Raw genomic sequence first — 14644 nt, 5'->3', positions numbered from 1 at the left:
ATTATTATACATCATTATCGCAGGCATAGTTGGCCTGGGATTGGGCGCTGTCATTGCAGGCCTTTTTATCCAAAACAATAACAAAAAGCTCGAGGCAGAAGCCAAGGAAAAAGCAAAAAGCATCATCCGTGAAGCGGAGATTACGGCAGAGGCCACCAAAAAAGACAGAATTTTGGAGGCAAAGGAAAAGTACCTGAGACTCAAGTCGGAGTTTGAAGAGGAGATGAACAAAAAGAAAAACATCATCCTTACTAACGAAAACAAAATCAAGCAACGGGAGCAGGTCATGTCCAAGGAATTGGAACAGATCAAAAGAAAAGAAGCCGAACTCGACAGCAAGAAAGAAAACCTCAGTGCACAGATGCACGCCGTTCAGGTCAAGAAGGAAGAACTTGACAGGGTGACCAATCAGCGTATCTCGGATCTCGAAAAAATAGCAGCACTCACAAGAGAAGAGGCCAAAGACCAATTAGTCGAAATGCTCAAGGATGAGGCCACCACCAAAGCCTCCTCACAGATCAAGGACATTCTTGACAATGCCAAACTTACTGCTACCAAGCAGGCCAAGAAAATAGTCTTGGATACCATTCAAAGAACAGCAACAGAACATGCGATTGAGAACTGTGTTTCGGTTTTCAACATTGAGAGTGATGATGTCAAAGGTAAAATCATCGGTAGGGAAGGCAGGAATATCCGTGCTTTGGAAGCGGCTACAGGTGTAGAGATTGTAGTGGACGATACGCCTGAGGCCATCATTATTTCTGGCTTTGATCCGGTAAGGAGAGAGGTGGCGAGATTGTCTTTGCATAGATTGGTGCAGGATGGTAGGATCCACCCTGCAAGGATTGAAGAGGTAGTGGCCAAGACCGAAAAGAATATTGAAGAGGAGATTGTGGAGATTGGTGAAAGGACCTGTATTGAATTGGGAGTTCACGGATTGCATCCTGAACTGATCCGAATGATCGGTAGGATGAGATTCCGTTCTTCCTATGGTCAAAACCTCCTGCAGCACTCCAAGGAGGTAGCAAAACTTTGTGCTACTATGGCTGCTGAAATGGGGCTTAATGCCAAGTTGGCCAAGCGTGCAGGTTTGCTGCATGATATTGGTAAAGTCTGGCCGGAAGAGGCGGAACTTCCCCATGCCATCCTTGGTATGGAACTGGCCAAAAAATACAAGGAAAATCCTGAGGTATGTAATGCCATCGGTGCCCACCACGATGAGATTGAGATGACTTCGATGATCTCTCCCATTGTACAGGCTTCAGATGCCATTTCCGGCTCAAGACCTGGCGCAAGAAGGGAAATCATGGACAGCTATATCAAGCGTCTAAAAGAACTTGAGGAACTTGCCCTTGCCTTTGACGGTGTCAACAAATGCTTTGCAATGCAGGCAGGACGTGAACTGCGTGTTTTGGTTGATGCCGATAACGTAGATGATCAGACAGCAAGCAAACTCTCCTTTGACATCTCCCAAAAGATCGAAAAAGAAATGCAGTATCCGGGTCAGATCAAGATAACCGTCATCAGGGAAATGAGGGCGGTGAATTATGCGAAGTAGGCAGTGGGTCAGTGGTCAGTTTTCAGTAGGCAGTAGAGGGCTGTGATCAGTTTTCAGTAGGCAGTTTCAGTTGGCGGGCAGTTGACTTAAGCGTGCAACTAGCCAAATTCGACTTTGAAATTCGAAAAATGATAAAAGAGTTGATGGTTCTAAAATAAAAATGCTAAAGAGAGGAAAAAACTTCGCCTTGTCACTTCGACCATCGAGAGAAGTCTTTCACGGCTTCAAGGATGTATAATTGGCTTTTAAAAGAAGGGTTTCCTAAGTTTTAGGAGACCCTTTTTTCGTTATGATGATAGCTGGTAGATTTCATTTTTAATACAGGTCTTTTGGGCTAATATTCCAAATAGACTTTTTTGAAGGAAGGAGTTTTGTTATGTGAGTGGGGACACTCACATTGGCGAGATTTCATTTTTAATACAGGTCTTTTGGGCTAATATTCCAAATAGACTTTTAGTAACGTGAAGGATGTGAGTGGAGACACTCACATTGGCTATCGAAAAGAGCCAATATCATTACCAATGGATGAAGGAACTTAATTCTGTGTCACACTCGAATGGGCAAAAATGCCGTAGGCATGACCGAAATTATAGCCCGGTAATTTATTGCCGGGATAAAATCGACAACATGGGCTCAGAAGTACCGTAGGTACGAACGATTTAGTATGCCATAGTAAAAAGGATGAACTAGGTGGAGGAATGATAAAGGATTTCTGAAAATTGAATTGTAAATTCATACCATGTTCAGAAGGGGTTTGATTTATAGATTGTTTGGTGGCCTGATTAATTTGGGGCAGGAATTGTTATTATTTCTGAAAATCAAATCACTCCATGTTGCAGATATACAGGTTTTGGAAAAACATTTCCCCTATTTCCGAAACCTTAACCCCAAACACCAAAAGGAATTCAAAAAACGCTTAGCAAGGTTTTTGGCACAAAAAACAATGATTCCCCGAGGAGGATTGAAGCAGGTGACCCGGGAGATGCAGTTGCTGATCGGGGCCACTGCGGTAATGGTTTCTTTCGGGTTCAGGGGAGTATCGCTCAAGCATTTCAGGAAAATCCTCATCTATCCTGACAATTACTTTTCCACCATCAACCAACAATACCATCAAGGCGAGGTCAATCCCAAACTTGGGGTGATTGTATTATCTTGGCGCAGTTTTGCTGAGGGTTTCCTTTATCCAAATGATGGGGTCAATTTGGGCATCCATGAAATGGCCCATGCCCTCAAATTGGAAAATCAGATCCATTACAATAGGGAAAGTAATTTTTTCAACCCTGCCCGTTGGGAGACATATTCCAAGCTTGCTTCCCTCGAAATCCGAAAAATCCAATCAGGGGAAGCATCCATATTCAGACCTTCTGCCGGGAAAAACAGTCATGAGTTTTTTGCGGTGGCTTTAGAAACATTCTTTGAAAAATCAGCCGAGTTAAAGAAGTATAATCCTGAATTTTATCAGGCACTTGTTTTTTTGTTAAAGCAGGATCCTTTGGTTTTGGGAGAAGAGCAGAAAAGAACGCTTTAAACTTTTTTAAAATTGAACATGTTTTTTTATATTAATGAAAAATACTCAGGTCATGGAAAAAATCGTAATTGAGGTGGATAAGCTAACTGCGGCCAAGTGGGATACAGTTGACTTGGTGAAAAAAAAAGAAATTTCAAGGAAGATCAGCCAATTGTTAAAGGTAAGTTTGAACAAAGATAAAGCTGATTTTTGGGCTTTTGTAGACGAAATTCGAAATGAGGCCAAAGCTAACGGACTTACCGAACAGGAACTCGAAAAAATATTGAATGAATGATGGTTTCAGATTTTTAGTAGATACCAACGTTTTGGTCAGTGTCATTTTATCACCAAATAACTCCAGTAGATTGGCATTAGAGAAGGTATTTAATAATGGGTTTCTTTTGTTTAGTGATGCAACAAAATCGGAGCTTTTAGAAGTTATGAACCGTAAAAAATTTGATAAATATGTTCCTCTAGAAAAAAGAATGCAGTTTGCTAAAAGACTGTTTTCTTTTTCAAAGGAATTAAAAGTTGAGGGTGCATTGAAGATTTGTAGAGATCCGAAGGATGATAAATTCTTGAATTTGGCATTAGAAGGAAAAGCAAATTTTATTATTTCTGGAGACAAAGATTTGCTTGATCTGAATCCTTATAATGGGATTTCAATTTTAAGTCCATCTGAATTTCTAATTCAAAAGTTAGACTAAACTATACCAACGGTATTGCCATCCATTATCTTTTTCACCTATTTCGCTTTCAATACAAACCTCCATTCATGAAATTAAAGAACTACTTCCCTTTATTGGTTCTTTTTCTAACCAATCAAAATGTTATTTCCCAAACTATACAGCCTCAATACCAAAAGCAGGTGGAGGAGTTGGTGAATAAACCAACGGTCCAAAAGGCTTTTGAGTATATCAAATCCATCGATGAACAGACTATCAAGGATATGATTTTCTTGACTGAGATACCTTCACCATCTTTTCATGAGAAGGAAAAAGGTTTGGCTTTTGCTGAACTGTTGAAAAAAGCCGGGGCGGATTCGGTATGGATAGATGAGGTTGGCAATGTTATTGGAAAGCGCAAGGGCACGAAGTCAGAGAAGACCATTCTTGTCGAGGCACATTTGGATACGGTATTTCCTTTTGGCACAGATGTAACAGTCAAGCAGAAGGGAGACACACTTTTTGCCCCCGGAATTGGGGATGCGACAAGGTCCCTTTCGGTGGTGATTGCTTTGGTCAAGACTTTTCATCATATCGATATCCGTACAGAACGCGACATTTGGTTTGCAGGAACAGTTGGGGAGGAAGGATTGGGAGACCTGAAAGGGATGAAGCATCTTTTTAGGGAAGGCGCACATCCTTTGGCTGCCCATATTGCCATCGATGGTGGGGGGTTGGAGTATATTGTAAATGGTGGAATTGGTTCGCTGAGGTACAAGGTGATGTTCAAAGGTTCAGGTGGACATTCCTACGGAGCTTTTGGAATCGGAAATCCCCATAATGCCCTGGCCAATGCCATTACCGCTTTTGTTCCAAAGGCAGATGCATTTACCAAGGAAGGTCCAAAGACCACTTACAGTGTTTCGGTTTTGGGAGGTGGTACTTCGGTCAACTCAATCCCTTTTGAATCCTGGATGTTGGTGGATATGCGTTCGGAAAGTCAGGAGAAACTGAAAGGTATCAATCAATTGTTTCTGACCGCAATGGAGGAAGGATTGGAAAATGAGAATGCCATTATCAGAAGTGGTGATGCTTTGAAACTTGAGATCGAAAAAGTTGGAGATAGGCCAAGTGGATTGGCAACAGTGGAATCACCTCTAATCCAGCAGACGATGGCGGTAGCGAAGTTTCTTTCTGGAAAAGAGCCTGTTTTGAGTTCAAGTTCTACAAATGCCAATATTGCCCATTCATTAGGCATCCCTGCCGTGACTATCGGAAAAGGTGGTGTCGGTGGTGGCGCACATAGCTTAGATGAATGGTGGATGAACAAAGACGGATACCTAGGAATCCAAAATGCTTTGCTTTTGGTTTTGATGGTGGGGGGATATTAAGAGGGATGAGTTTTTGAGATACTTGAAATATGGTAGAAATAATGTAAAAATAAAGTTGAAATATTTCCAGCATATTTCACCTCAGGCATAATTCAAAATATTTTCTTAAACATTTCCATTAAATTAAAATCTTCCCAAGTCAAAAACAGTCAAAAGAATCCAGAAATTGGGTCATTTCTAAAGGGAAAGTTTGAATCTTAGCAATATATCGCCGGAGGCATATTTCCATATATCACTCAGCATATATCATTTAGAACTCCTTTCCACCTCCCTCAAATTCTCCAATTTCTTATTTCTCAAAAATCCATTGATATCTTCAAAGTGTTCCTTGACCCGCTTATTACCAAACTCAAAAACCTTGGTGGCCAGGCCATCCAGGAAATCCCTGTCATGGGACACCAGGATCAGGGTTCCATCATAGGCTTTTAGGGCATCTTTGATGATATCCTTGGTTTTCATGTCCAGGTGATTGGTATGTTCATCGAGATTCAGCAGGTTAACAGTACCAATAGGAGAAGGGTTATGACAAATCGATTCTTGTCATCTTTATAGTATTTATATATTGTTTTTTTTAAATAGAAAGTTCATTAATTCTATTTATGGTATTAATAAGATATTAAAATAGATTATTATAAAAATTTTTAATAAAAAAATTTGGTATTTTTTTTTTTTTTTTTAATACATTTAGCCTAAGCTAAGCTTAGTTGACAAAATGTATTATTTAATTTAAACTTTAAAAGAAAATGTCATGAAAACATTATTGAAATCTCTAATGATTACTTTGGTTATGTCCCTGGTTTGGTTCAAAACTACAGATGTAAATTCTCAAACAACATATTGTGAGAGAATGGGTGTTACAGAAAAAGATACTGGTATAGTTTATTGTATTGGAATGGGCTACACTACATGTGTTGTGCCATGCTCCAACCAATAATTATTTTGAAAAACAACAAATTAAACTTTTCATTAAATATGCTATCTTGATTGTTGCTATGAATTAAATCAAATTGCTGTTTTAAAATGTAAAATTTAAATAGTACTGATTTGTTTGATTTCTGAAAACAACTGAGATAGCATATTTCATTTTAAAATTAAAATCATGAAATATAGTTATGTATTTCTTTTCCTAATATTTTTTTCCTGCTTTTCTAAAGGAATTGAAGTGGCTGAAAATAATCCATTAAAATCAGATCTGATTTTAATGGATACAATTTCACTTGACCTCCCTTACTTTATTTACGCTTCTCATTTTGACGAAAAATTATTGGGTTATAATCCTTGGAACAATGATGTGGTTTTATTTAACCTTGAAAATAATAGCGTGTCCACATTTAATAAATTTGGTTCGGGACCAGAAGATTATCTTCTACTTTTTCATAATGTAGGATTCAATGAAAAAGGAGACATCATAATTGGGGCTGTAAATGGATATAAAACTTATGGGCAAGATGGGAAATTCCTCACCAATTATACCCTAGACAGAAAATCTACATTTGCGCCTATTTTAAAACCATTTGGTAAGGGCAAAGACATAATCGGGATTAATCTTCCCCAAGGCAGGAGTTCCAACCCGGAATTTTTTCAAAACCGACAGGAATACCTGATTAAGTTAAATACCGACAACCAAAGTCTTGAGTCTATTCCTGGTTTCCAGTTTAAAAAATTAAACAACCATGAAGGATATTATTTGAACAATGGATTGGTCGTTTCTGCCATTGAAAAGAATAGGATTTACCTAATGGATAAAAATGAGAACAAATTGAGGGTTTTCAATTTTGAATCAGAAAAAGAAGAAAAGACTATTCAATTAAATTTGAAATATTTTGAACCCCACTTAATACCTTTTGGGAAAGAATTCACACAACAACAACTGAAATTGTTGGGTTCTATGAACAGTACTATTATGGGTATTTTTGTGCACAATAATAGGATTTTTGTAGTATATGACCTTGCTTATTCTGAGGAGGAAATAAGTGATCTTTACAAAAGGGCAAATGAGATTGGCGAAAATTACTCACCACCGATAAAGTATGTATTGCATGTTTCAGATGTTCTTGGAAATCCAATTATTGATGATATAATTATTCCACAAGAATATGGGAGGCCTGTCTTTGCAGGCGAGGATTATATTTTGAGTATGAAGGAAGGGAATGAAACGAACCTCTTATTAAAATTTAAAATTTCAGGATTATGAATGTAAAAGTTTTGATTTCCCTGATTCTTTTGGCTTTCCTGTATTTTCAGGGTTCCCAAAACTATTACTCTTACTTTGATGAAATCAGAAAGAAGGAGTTTAAACAGCCTAAAGGAACCAGGTTTATTGTTTATTTGGTAAGCGATAAAAATAGTGAAGAAAGGATAAAGCAATTATTTAAATCTTCGGATGATATGCTAGGTTTGGTAGTGTCTTCTGACTTTAAATCCTTTAAAGCCAAACTTGAAAAAATCCATCCTGAAGTGAAATGGATTGAGTTTAAAGATGAATCCATGAAAAAAGAATTTCAAAATAAATTCAATTATCAATCTTCCCCCATACTTCTAATTGCCCATGACGGATTAGTCAGCTTCGATCCAAGTCAATCCTATTGATTATTGTATATTTTACAAACCTGGCTACCGAATGTAAAGTACATTTCATCCCATTCCCCTCAATTTCTCCTAACCAATATCAATAAATATCACAACGTAAATATCCATCAATATCGAACCATATTTCCACCTATTTCGCCGCAGGCATATTTCCAATATATTTCGCAAAGCATATTTCATTTCTACCTCCTCTCAACCTCCCTCAAATTCTCCATTTTCTTATTCCTCAAAAATCCATTGATATCCTCAAAGTGTTCTTTTACCCGTTTATTGCCAAATTCAAAAACCTTGGTCACCAATCCATCCAAAAAGTCCCTGTCGTGGGAAACCACAATCAGGGTGCCGTCGAAGGCTTTGAGTGCATCCTTGATGATGTCCTTAGTCCGCATATCCAGGTGATTGGTAGGTTCATCGAGGATCAAGAGGTTTACGGGTTCCAGCAAAAGTTTCACCATCGCCAATCGGGTTTTTTCCCCGCCGGAAAGGACTTTGACTTTTTTGTTGATATCATCACCTTTGAACATAAAGGCACCCAAAAGGTCCTTGATTTTGGTTCTGATCTCCCCTACGGCAATCTGATCTATGGTGTCAAAAATGGTCAAGCTTTCGTCCAACAATGAAGCTTGGTTTTGGGCAAAGTAGCCGATCATGGCATTGTGGCCCAATTCACATTTTCCTTCAAATTCGATTTCACCCATAATGGCTTTGATCATAGTGGATTTACCTTCACCGTTTTTTCCTACAAAAGTGACTTTTTGACCACTTTCGATGATCATATTCGCATCTTTGAACACCACATGGTCTCCATAGGCCTTGGTGAGGTCTTCTACGATAACTGGGTATTTGCCCGATCTCGGGGAAGGCGGGAACCGTAATTTCAATGCGGAGGTATCCACCTCGTCCACTTCAATGATTTCCATTTTTTCCAGCATTTTCACCCGAGACTGCACTTGCAGGGTTTTGGAATAAGTGCCTTTGAAGCGGTCGATGAATCCCTGAATATCCGCAATTGTACGCTGCTGTTCTTCGTAATGCTTCTGCTGCTGCTCCCGGCGTTCTTTTCGGAGTTCGAGGTAATGGCTGTATTTGGCTTTGTAGTCGTAGATTCGCCCCATTGTCACCTCGATGGTCCTGTTGGTGATGTTGTCCACAAATGCCCTATCGTGGGAAATTACCACTACAGCTTTGGCCTTTTCCATCAGGAATTCTTCCAACCATTGTATGGATTCGATATCGAGGTGATTGGTAGGTTCATCCAAAAGGATCAGATCCGGTTTTTGAAGCAGGATTTTGGCGAGTTCAATCCGCATCCTCCATCCTCCCGAAAATTCGGTAGTGGGCCTTTGAAAGTCCGCTCTCAGGAATCCCAATCCCAATAATACTTTTTCCACTTCGGCTTCATAGTTGACCTCTTCTATGGCGTAGAATTTCTCACTAATTTCTGATACCTGCTCGATGATTTTGTAGTAATCCTCCGAATCATAATCTGTCCGGACTGTCAGTTCTTCATTGAGCCTTTCTATCTCGGTTTTCATGTCAAGATAGGTGGCATAGGCTTTGGAAGTTTCATCGAAAACAGAGCAGTCATCTGCTGTCAGCAAATGTTGTGGCAGGTAGGCGATTATGGCATCTTTTGGCGCAGAAACACCACCTGTTGTGGCTTTGGTGGCACCTGCGATGATTTTGAGCATGGTGGATTTGCCTGCCCCGTTTTTACCCATCAGGGCGATTTTATCATTTTCATTGATGGAAAAGGATACATTGCTGAAAAGGGCCTGCCCGCCATGCATGACGGAGATGTTGTCGATTGAAATCATGATATGAAAATTGAAGCGGCAAAGGTAGGGAATTGGAAGATAGGAAGATTGGAAAATTCAAAAATTGTAAAATTGGGGTGATAGAAGTTTTTAAAGTATTACATGCTACTAAAATCAAATTCTTTGGCTTTGAAAACTGGTATTAGACTTTCTACTTGCCGTTATTTATTTATTCAGGTATATCATTCTACGGAACGATTTTTGCATTAAAACAATAAAAAACAATCAAAAAGCTATGAATAATTATCAGAAATTAGAAAAAATGGATAGGGCTTTAAGGATGATGGAAGACCTTAAAAACAGTCAGGTAGCCATGGTGGAAAAGTCTTCAAAGCTTCAGATGGATGCAATGGAATTCAGTTTTCCGGAGATGGAAAAGAATATGGGGGAATTGTTCTCCAGGTTTAATGAAACTCTTGATATTATCAATGCCGAGATAGACCGCTTTGAAATCAAAAGGAATAAATTTGAAGAAAAACACGGATTGGACAAAGAGGAGGAGTTGAATTCAAAAGACGATTAAATTATTCTTAGGAGATTAAATATAGATTGATGAAACACCCATCCTTAATAATTAAGGATGGGTGTTTTGTTAAAATATATCCGGCATTTTGAAATCATTCTTCCTTTTCATCACTGCTGAACAAATAGCCAAAGGCTCCAAAAGCCGGAACATTCCGGCTCACAACGGTGATGATGGCAAATATTGGAATGGCAAGAATCATTCCCACAATCCCCCAGATGGCATTGCCCAATATCACTGAAACGATGATGAAAAATGGGTGTACATTCAATTTGCCTCCCAAAACGATGGGCTGAAGGATATAGCTGTCCAAGAACTGAACGAATAAAAACGTAATGGTGACCCCAATCAAGGTGGTCATATCTCCTCCAGAAAAAACGCCCATGGCCATGGCCAGAATGTAACCGAAAAAATTGCCTATAAAGGGAATCAAGGAAAGGATTGAAGCAATGATGCTGACTACAATGAAATTTTCTACTCCGGAAATCCACAATCCAACCCCATACAATACTACCAAAACAATCATAAGAAGCAGTCTTCCAATCAGATAATGCTGTACCACATTAGCAGATTTGGAAATAATTTCTCTTACTTCAGCTTGCTTTTCTTTATCAAAAAGCTTTAGGATAAATTGCTTGAAGCGGTTTCGAAAGTGGATAAAGAAAAAGATGTAAACAAATGTAATCAGTAAATCAGTTAGAAATCCTGCTGCTTCCCCGATCACCGCCATAGCTTGTTCTCCTTTTTCTCCGTTATCCTCGTTACCTTCTTCCTCTTCTCCTTCTTCTTCTGCTTCATCCTCTTCCTCACCTACGCCCATATCTGATTTATATTCATCCAGCTCTCCTTCTTCCATTGGCGTATGTTGGAGGATGAATGCCTCTACTTTTTCTATTTTTGGCAATATAGTTTCTTTGATGTCTTCCCAATCATCCACAATGGTTTTCATCTGCCATGAGATGACCAAGAAGAAAAGCCCGGCCAAAATCAACAAAATCAAAATATTGATGATGGAGGTCCAAATTCTTTTCATTCCTTTGGATTCCAGCTTGTTTGCCAATGGAAATGTCAATATGGCCAGAATAAAGGCCAAAACCAGGGGAGCAAGAAACTCCTTGGCTGCGACCAGACCATAAAACAAAAAGAATAGCCCGGTAACCAGAAGTGTAAAATTGATTAAGATGCCGGTATGGGAAAATATTTTATGGGGCTGCATGACATCCGGGTTTGTTTTCTGTACAAAAATGCAGTCAAAAATTGATTATCTTAAATCATTCTTGGAAATATGATAAATTCAATCAGACTTTTATAAAATTCTTAGTGTATCTGCTTTGATGATTTTTTAACTTTTATCATCAGTCCCTTTAAGTAACCCCAGTCCAGAACTGAAAAAAATAATTCCTAAAATAAATAAGACCAGTGTGGTTTTCCAATCACTGTTTTCACTGTTGATAAAAAGGTATGCGCTGTATATCAATCCTACTATGCCCGCTACGGTCAAAAGTGGTCCGAAAATTCGTTTGAGATTCATTGGTTGTAATTTTTGAAGTGATATAGGTCAAAAATGTTGCCAGCTATTAAAGTTAGAAAGGTCTGTGGAAAAATGGAAGCTTTTGGCGTTTATGATTTAATAACTTTAAACTTTTTTTTAAGAGAAGTAAATGAAAAGAATGCATAAAAATTGAATTGCAATTCAGAGAAAAAGAGATAGGTGAAGTGGAGACTATAAACCAAGTTATGTCTATCTTGTCTTAAACTCGAGATCACCTCCTTTGGCTCTCGCTTCTTTGACCATTTGTTGTGCATCCTCTGGAAGGGAATGGATCGGCACTATAAATCCATCTACTTTTACCATCTGATTAAATGGATTTGATTCTGTCATTCGTTGTGTTGAAAATTCAGGACTGTAATACCACATGCCAAACAGATCCTTAATTTCCCGTGCTTTACTAGATACGGTTGAGTTTTTTGTCCCAAAGTGTCCGCTGATCTGTTCTGCTGTCAAATAGGGTTCAAAGGATTTGTCAAATAAAAAATTAATCGAACCTATAGCATGAATAACTGCCGCAGCCCAAATTTCAGGTTTTCCTCTTTGGAAAGGGACATCCCTTTTTCGACCAAGTTTTTTAATGAGCTTTTCGCAAAGCTGCAAATAGTCTTCATTCAAATTTTGCCTGCAAAATGCTCCTGTCATTTCCAAAAGCTCTGCTTCTCTTTGTTTTATTTCTTGTTTTGTCATCATTTAGTTATCAACAAATCGTTGACATCGTTTAGTTTGTTACTTTATCAAATATAATCCCATCAAGCTTGCCATGTAGGTCTTTTAAACTTTTTTTGGTTGGAACTATTTTATTTTTAAAACTTTTAGAATTTCTTCTATAGATATAAGTTTATTCCAACCTTTTTCTTCCAGTCCTTTTTTCAAAACTCTGTCTCCACTCCAGATTTTCCCCTTGATATGCTCTGTTAATGCTACGAATTCAGTATCGTCTATATCCAAATCTTCAGTAAGTGATATGGTCGATAAAAAAAATCTTGCTTTTTTATTAGTCGAACATTAATGAACCTTATTCTTCGGGTAAATAAGGTAAAAACTCTTTTATAATCTGTATCATCATATCCTGAAATGGCTTTTAATTTCTCAGAATGGTTTTCAAGCTCAAATAAAAGTTGCTCGGTTGAATAAAAATTAAGATTAGTTTTTGGCTGAAGTAGGATTCTGGCAATGCGACTATTAGTGTTTAACATCGCACTAAAAAGTATGTTGGTATCAACGACAATCCTCATAAACCAAGATTATTTTTGGTCTTTTCCCAACGTCCTTTTTTAATGGTCTTCACAAGCGAATCAATATCCTTTTGTTTGGCTTTGGATTTTCTTGAAATCTCTTTGAATTCAAAAAGGTCTGTCAAATCCTGCAGGTTTTGAAAAAATCAGGCAATCGAAAAGCAATTTTTATGAAACATGCGATAGTCTATGTTCCCTTTCAGCAGCATAGGCGAGGCATGCTCTGATATCTTCTACTGTCAATTCAGGAAAATCATAAATAATCTCATCAAAAGTCATACCTGAGGCAAGCCATCCAAGTACATCGTAAACCGTTATTCTGGTTTCTCTGACACAAGGTTTCCCAAATCTTTTGTTTGGATTTCTTTTTATTATTGACTTATAATCAACCATATAATTTATTTCCCTTTTTACAAATTTAACTTAAGTTTTGGTTTTTGCCAATGCAATGATCTGAACCATTGTATTTCTACAATGGAATCCAAGTTGACATGTATATACTAAGAATTACCTAGATCTACCCCAAACTACCCTCTAATCCAAAAACTCCAACAATACCTCAATCCCCAAATACTCCCGTTCCATCTCCCCCTGTTTCAAAAAAATCCGAAATGGATTCTCTTCAACCCGGATTTGAATACCTTGAAGCTTGTCTGAAGGTATATTCTTTTGAAGTGCAGATTGAACCCATTGCACAATAGCCTCAGGACCGTCTACTTGAAAAGCATATTCATCAGTCTTTGGCTGGACTTTTCCGGTTTTCGGATTGAAGGAAAGCCGATCTGTAGGAAGTAAAAGATTGATTTGACCATTAAGTATCATGTCTTCAGGCAAGCCTGTGACCAAGGGCTGTCCACATTGCATCAGCCAAAAAATGTCGGCGGTTTCTATGGCGATGTCCAGGTCATGGGTTACCACCAAGACGGCTTTATTTGATTCCTTAGCGATCTGTCGCAGAAGGTGCATGATTTCAAAGCGGTTGACCAAATCCAGATGGGCAGTGGGTTCATCCAAAATCATGATATCCCCGTCCTGTGCCAATGCCCGGGCAATCATCGTTTTCTGCAACTGCCCGTCACTGCATTCACTTAAAGGTTGATTGCGGATATAGCCTATATGCGTCTGGGAGATGGCCTGTTCCACTTTGTTTTGATCTTCATCGGACAACCTTCCCAACCAACCTGTATGCGGAATCCGGCCCAAGGCCACCAATTGCCCTACTGTCAGATTTCCCGTAGTGATTTTCTCTGTCAGGACAACTGCGATTTTTTTGGCCAGGGCTTTTTGGGAATAGGAAGTCAAAGGTTTGCCTTCCAAAAAAATCCCACCTTCCAGTAGAGGCACTTGCCCCATAATGGTCTTGACCAAAGTGGATTTTCCCACACCATTGGGACCTAAAAGACAAGAGAGTTTTCCTTTTTCAAGGTTGAAATTCAAGTCTTCAGCAATTACTTTGGACTTTTTGCCAGATTGATACCCTATATTAAGATCTTTACTTTTTAAAATAACCATGTCGGGGCATATTGCTAATAAGAAAGTGCCACATCAGAATGTGTCAGTTCATAATGTAAAAGTCCCCTTAAACTTAAATCCTCATCCAGTTTTTCCCAATGAACACCATCTTTGCTTATAAAGTATTTTTCCAAATCTTTCAATCCTGCATTTCTTAAGTTCTTGAAGTCAGAAATTTTTCTTTTCATGACTTTTTTGTTGTTTAAAACAAAAAGTAAAAGATCCAAATCAGGATAAAAATTAAGCCCTACGATTTTCAATTTGTGGTTTTGTATCAAAATATCCAAAGAATCAG

General features: G+C 38.4%; 17 protein-coding genes and 1 pseudogene. 8 read left to right on the top strand and 10 right to left on the bottom strand.

The window, feature by feature from the left end; all coding sequences use genetic code 11:
• From rny to ACEW8O_RS18075, 5 genes are all read left to right on the top strand, one after another.
• Positions 1 to 1558 (top strand): ribonuclease Y (rny, locus tag ACEW8O_RS18095; protein WP_373496034.1); only part of this gene is annotated, 1558 nt, incomplete at its 5' end.
• A 739-nt stretch (positions 1559 to 2297) separates the two neighbouring features.
• The gene (locus tag ACEW8O_RS18090; RefSeq protein WP_373496033.1) at positions 2298 to 3086 is read left to right on the top strand and encodes a zinc-dependent peptidase; all 789 of its coding nucleotides are present in this window, start codon (positions 2298 to 2300) and stop codon (positions 3084 to 3086) included.
• Positions 3087 to 3138: 52 nt separating this feature from the next.
• Entirely contained in the window at positions 3139 to 3360 is a 222-nt protein-coding gene (locus tag ACEW8O_RS18085; RefSeq protein WP_373496032.1) for a hypothetical protein, read from the top strand.
• Positions 3353 to 3772, top strand: coding sequence for a putative toxin-antitoxin system toxin component, PIN family (locus ACEW8O_RS18080; protein ID WP_373496031.1), 420 nt, complete (start codon positions 3353 to 3355; stop codon positions 3770 to 3772). Before ACEW8O_RS18085 ends, ACEW8O_RS18080 begins: the two co-directional genes overlap by 8 nt.
• 68 nt (positions 3773 to 3840) lie before the next feature.
• A complete protein-coding gene (locus ACEW8O_RS18075; protein ID WP_373496030.1) occupies positions 3841 to 5121 on the top strand; it encodes a M20/M25/M40 family metallo-hydrolase in 1281 nt (426 codons plus the stop codon).
• A 246-nt stretch (positions 5122 to 5367) separates the two neighbouring features.
• Here the strand turns inward: ACEW8O_RS18075 and ACEW8O_RS18070 are convergent.
• Positions 5368 to 5622: pseudogene (locus ACEW8O_RS18070) on the bottom strand (ABC transporter ATP-binding protein); the annotation flags it as partial.
• A 598-nt stretch (positions 5623 to 6220) separates the two neighbouring features.
• On the opposite strand from ACEW8O_RS18070, the gene ACEW8O_RS18065 reads away from it, so the two are divergent.
• Both ACEW8O_RS18065 and ACEW8O_RS18060 read left to right on the top strand, forming a co-directional pair.
• Complete coding sequence (locus ACEW8O_RS18065; RefSeq protein ID WP_373496029.1) at positions 6221 to 7315, top strand: hypothetical protein; 1095 nt, start codon at positions 6221 to 6223, stop codon at positions 7313 to 7315.
• Positions 7312 to 7710, top strand: a complete 399-nt coding sequence (locus tag ACEW8O_RS18060) for a hypothetical protein (protein ID WP_373496028.1) — start codon at positions 7312 to 7314, stop codon at positions 7708 to 7710. Before ACEW8O_RS18065 ends, ACEW8O_RS18060 begins: the two co-directional genes overlap by 4 nt.
• Positions 7711 to 7892: 182 nt before the next feature.
• On the opposite strand, the gene ACEW8O_RS18055 is transcribed toward ACEW8O_RS18060, so the two are convergent.
• Complete coding sequence (locus ACEW8O_RS18055) at positions 7893 to 9527, bottom strand: ABC-F family ATP-binding cassette domain-containing protein (protein WP_373496027.1); 1635 nt, start codon at positions 9525 to 9527, stop codon at positions 7893 to 7895.
• A gap of 235 nt (positions 9528 to 9762) precedes the next feature.
• Here ACEW8O_RS18055 and ACEW8O_RS18050 point away from each other — a divergent pair, with 235 nt between their 5' ends.
• The gene (locus tag ACEW8O_RS18050; RefSeq protein ID WP_373496026.1) at positions 9763 to 10050 is read left to right on the top strand and encodes a hypothetical protein; all 288 of its coding nucleotides are present in this window, start codon (positions 9763 to 9765) and stop codon (positions 10048 to 10050) included.
• 94 nt (positions 10051 to 10144) lie between these two features.
• Here the strand turns inward: ACEW8O_RS18050 and ACEW8O_RS18045 are convergent, their stop codons facing one another.
• The 8 genes from ACEW8O_RS18045 to ACEW8O_RS18010 all read right to left on the bottom strand — a co-directional run.
• Positions 10145 to 11266, bottom strand: a complete 1122-nt coding sequence (locus tag ACEW8O_RS18045) for an AI-2E family transporter (RefSeq protein ID WP_373496025.1) — start codon at positions 11264 to 11266, stop codon at positions 10145 to 10147.
• A gap of 126 nt (positions 11267 to 11392) precedes the next feature.
• Positions 11393 to 11581 carry a hypothetical protein gene (locus ACEW8O_RS18040; protein WP_373496024.1) on the bottom strand — a complete coding sequence of 63 codons (189 nt, stop codon included), beginning with the start codon at positions 11579 to 11581 and terminating at the stop codon, positions 11393 to 11395.
• Between the two features lie 210 nt (positions 11582 to 11791).
• The gene (locus ACEW8O_RS18035) at positions 11792 to 12289 is read right to left on the bottom strand and encodes a DUF6398 domain-containing protein (protein WP_373496023.1); all 498 of its coding nucleotides are present in this window, start codon (positions 12287 to 12289) and stop codon (positions 11792 to 11794) included.
• A gap of 105 nt (positions 12290 to 12394) precedes the next feature.
• Positions 12395 to 12550 (bottom strand): hypothetical protein, encoded by a 156-nt coding sequence (locus ACEW8O_RS18030; RefSeq protein ID WP_373496022.1) that lies wholly within the window; start codon positions 12548 to 12550, stop codon positions 12395 to 12397.
• Positions 12541 to 12837, bottom strand: a complete 297-nt coding sequence (locus ACEW8O_RS18025; RefSeq protein ID WP_373496021.1) for a PIN domain-containing protein — start codon at positions 12835 to 12837, stop codon at positions 12541 to 12543. The genes ACEW8O_RS18030 and ACEW8O_RS18025 overlap by 10 nt, the downstream gene beginning before the upstream one ends.
• A gap of 168 nt (positions 12838 to 13005) precedes the next feature.
• Positions 13006 to 13230, bottom strand: coding sequence for a DUF433 domain-containing protein (locus tag ACEW8O_RS18020; RefSeq protein WP_373496020.1), 225 nt, complete (start codon positions 13228 to 13230; stop codon positions 13006 to 13008).
• 141 nt (positions 13231 to 13371) lie between these two features.
• Complete coding sequence (locus ACEW8O_RS18015) at positions 13372 to 14349, bottom strand: ABC transporter ATP-binding protein (protein ID WP_373496019.1); 978 nt, start codon at positions 14347 to 14349, stop codon at positions 13372 to 13374.
• A 14-nt stretch (positions 14350 to 14363) separates the two neighbouring features.
• Positions 14364 to 14644 (bottom strand): DUF2442 domain-containing protein (locus ACEW8O_RS18010; RefSeq protein WP_373496018.1); only part of this gene is annotated, 281 nt, incomplete at its 5' end.

This window comes from Aquiflexum sp. (genome assembly GCF_041749095.1).
Lineage (GTDB): Bacteria > Bacteroidota > Bacteroidia > Cytophagales > Cyclobacteriaceae > Aquiflexum.
The sequence above is the reverse complement of the archived record's forward strand: the minus strand, read 5'-3'. Positions and strand labels throughout refer to the sequence as shown.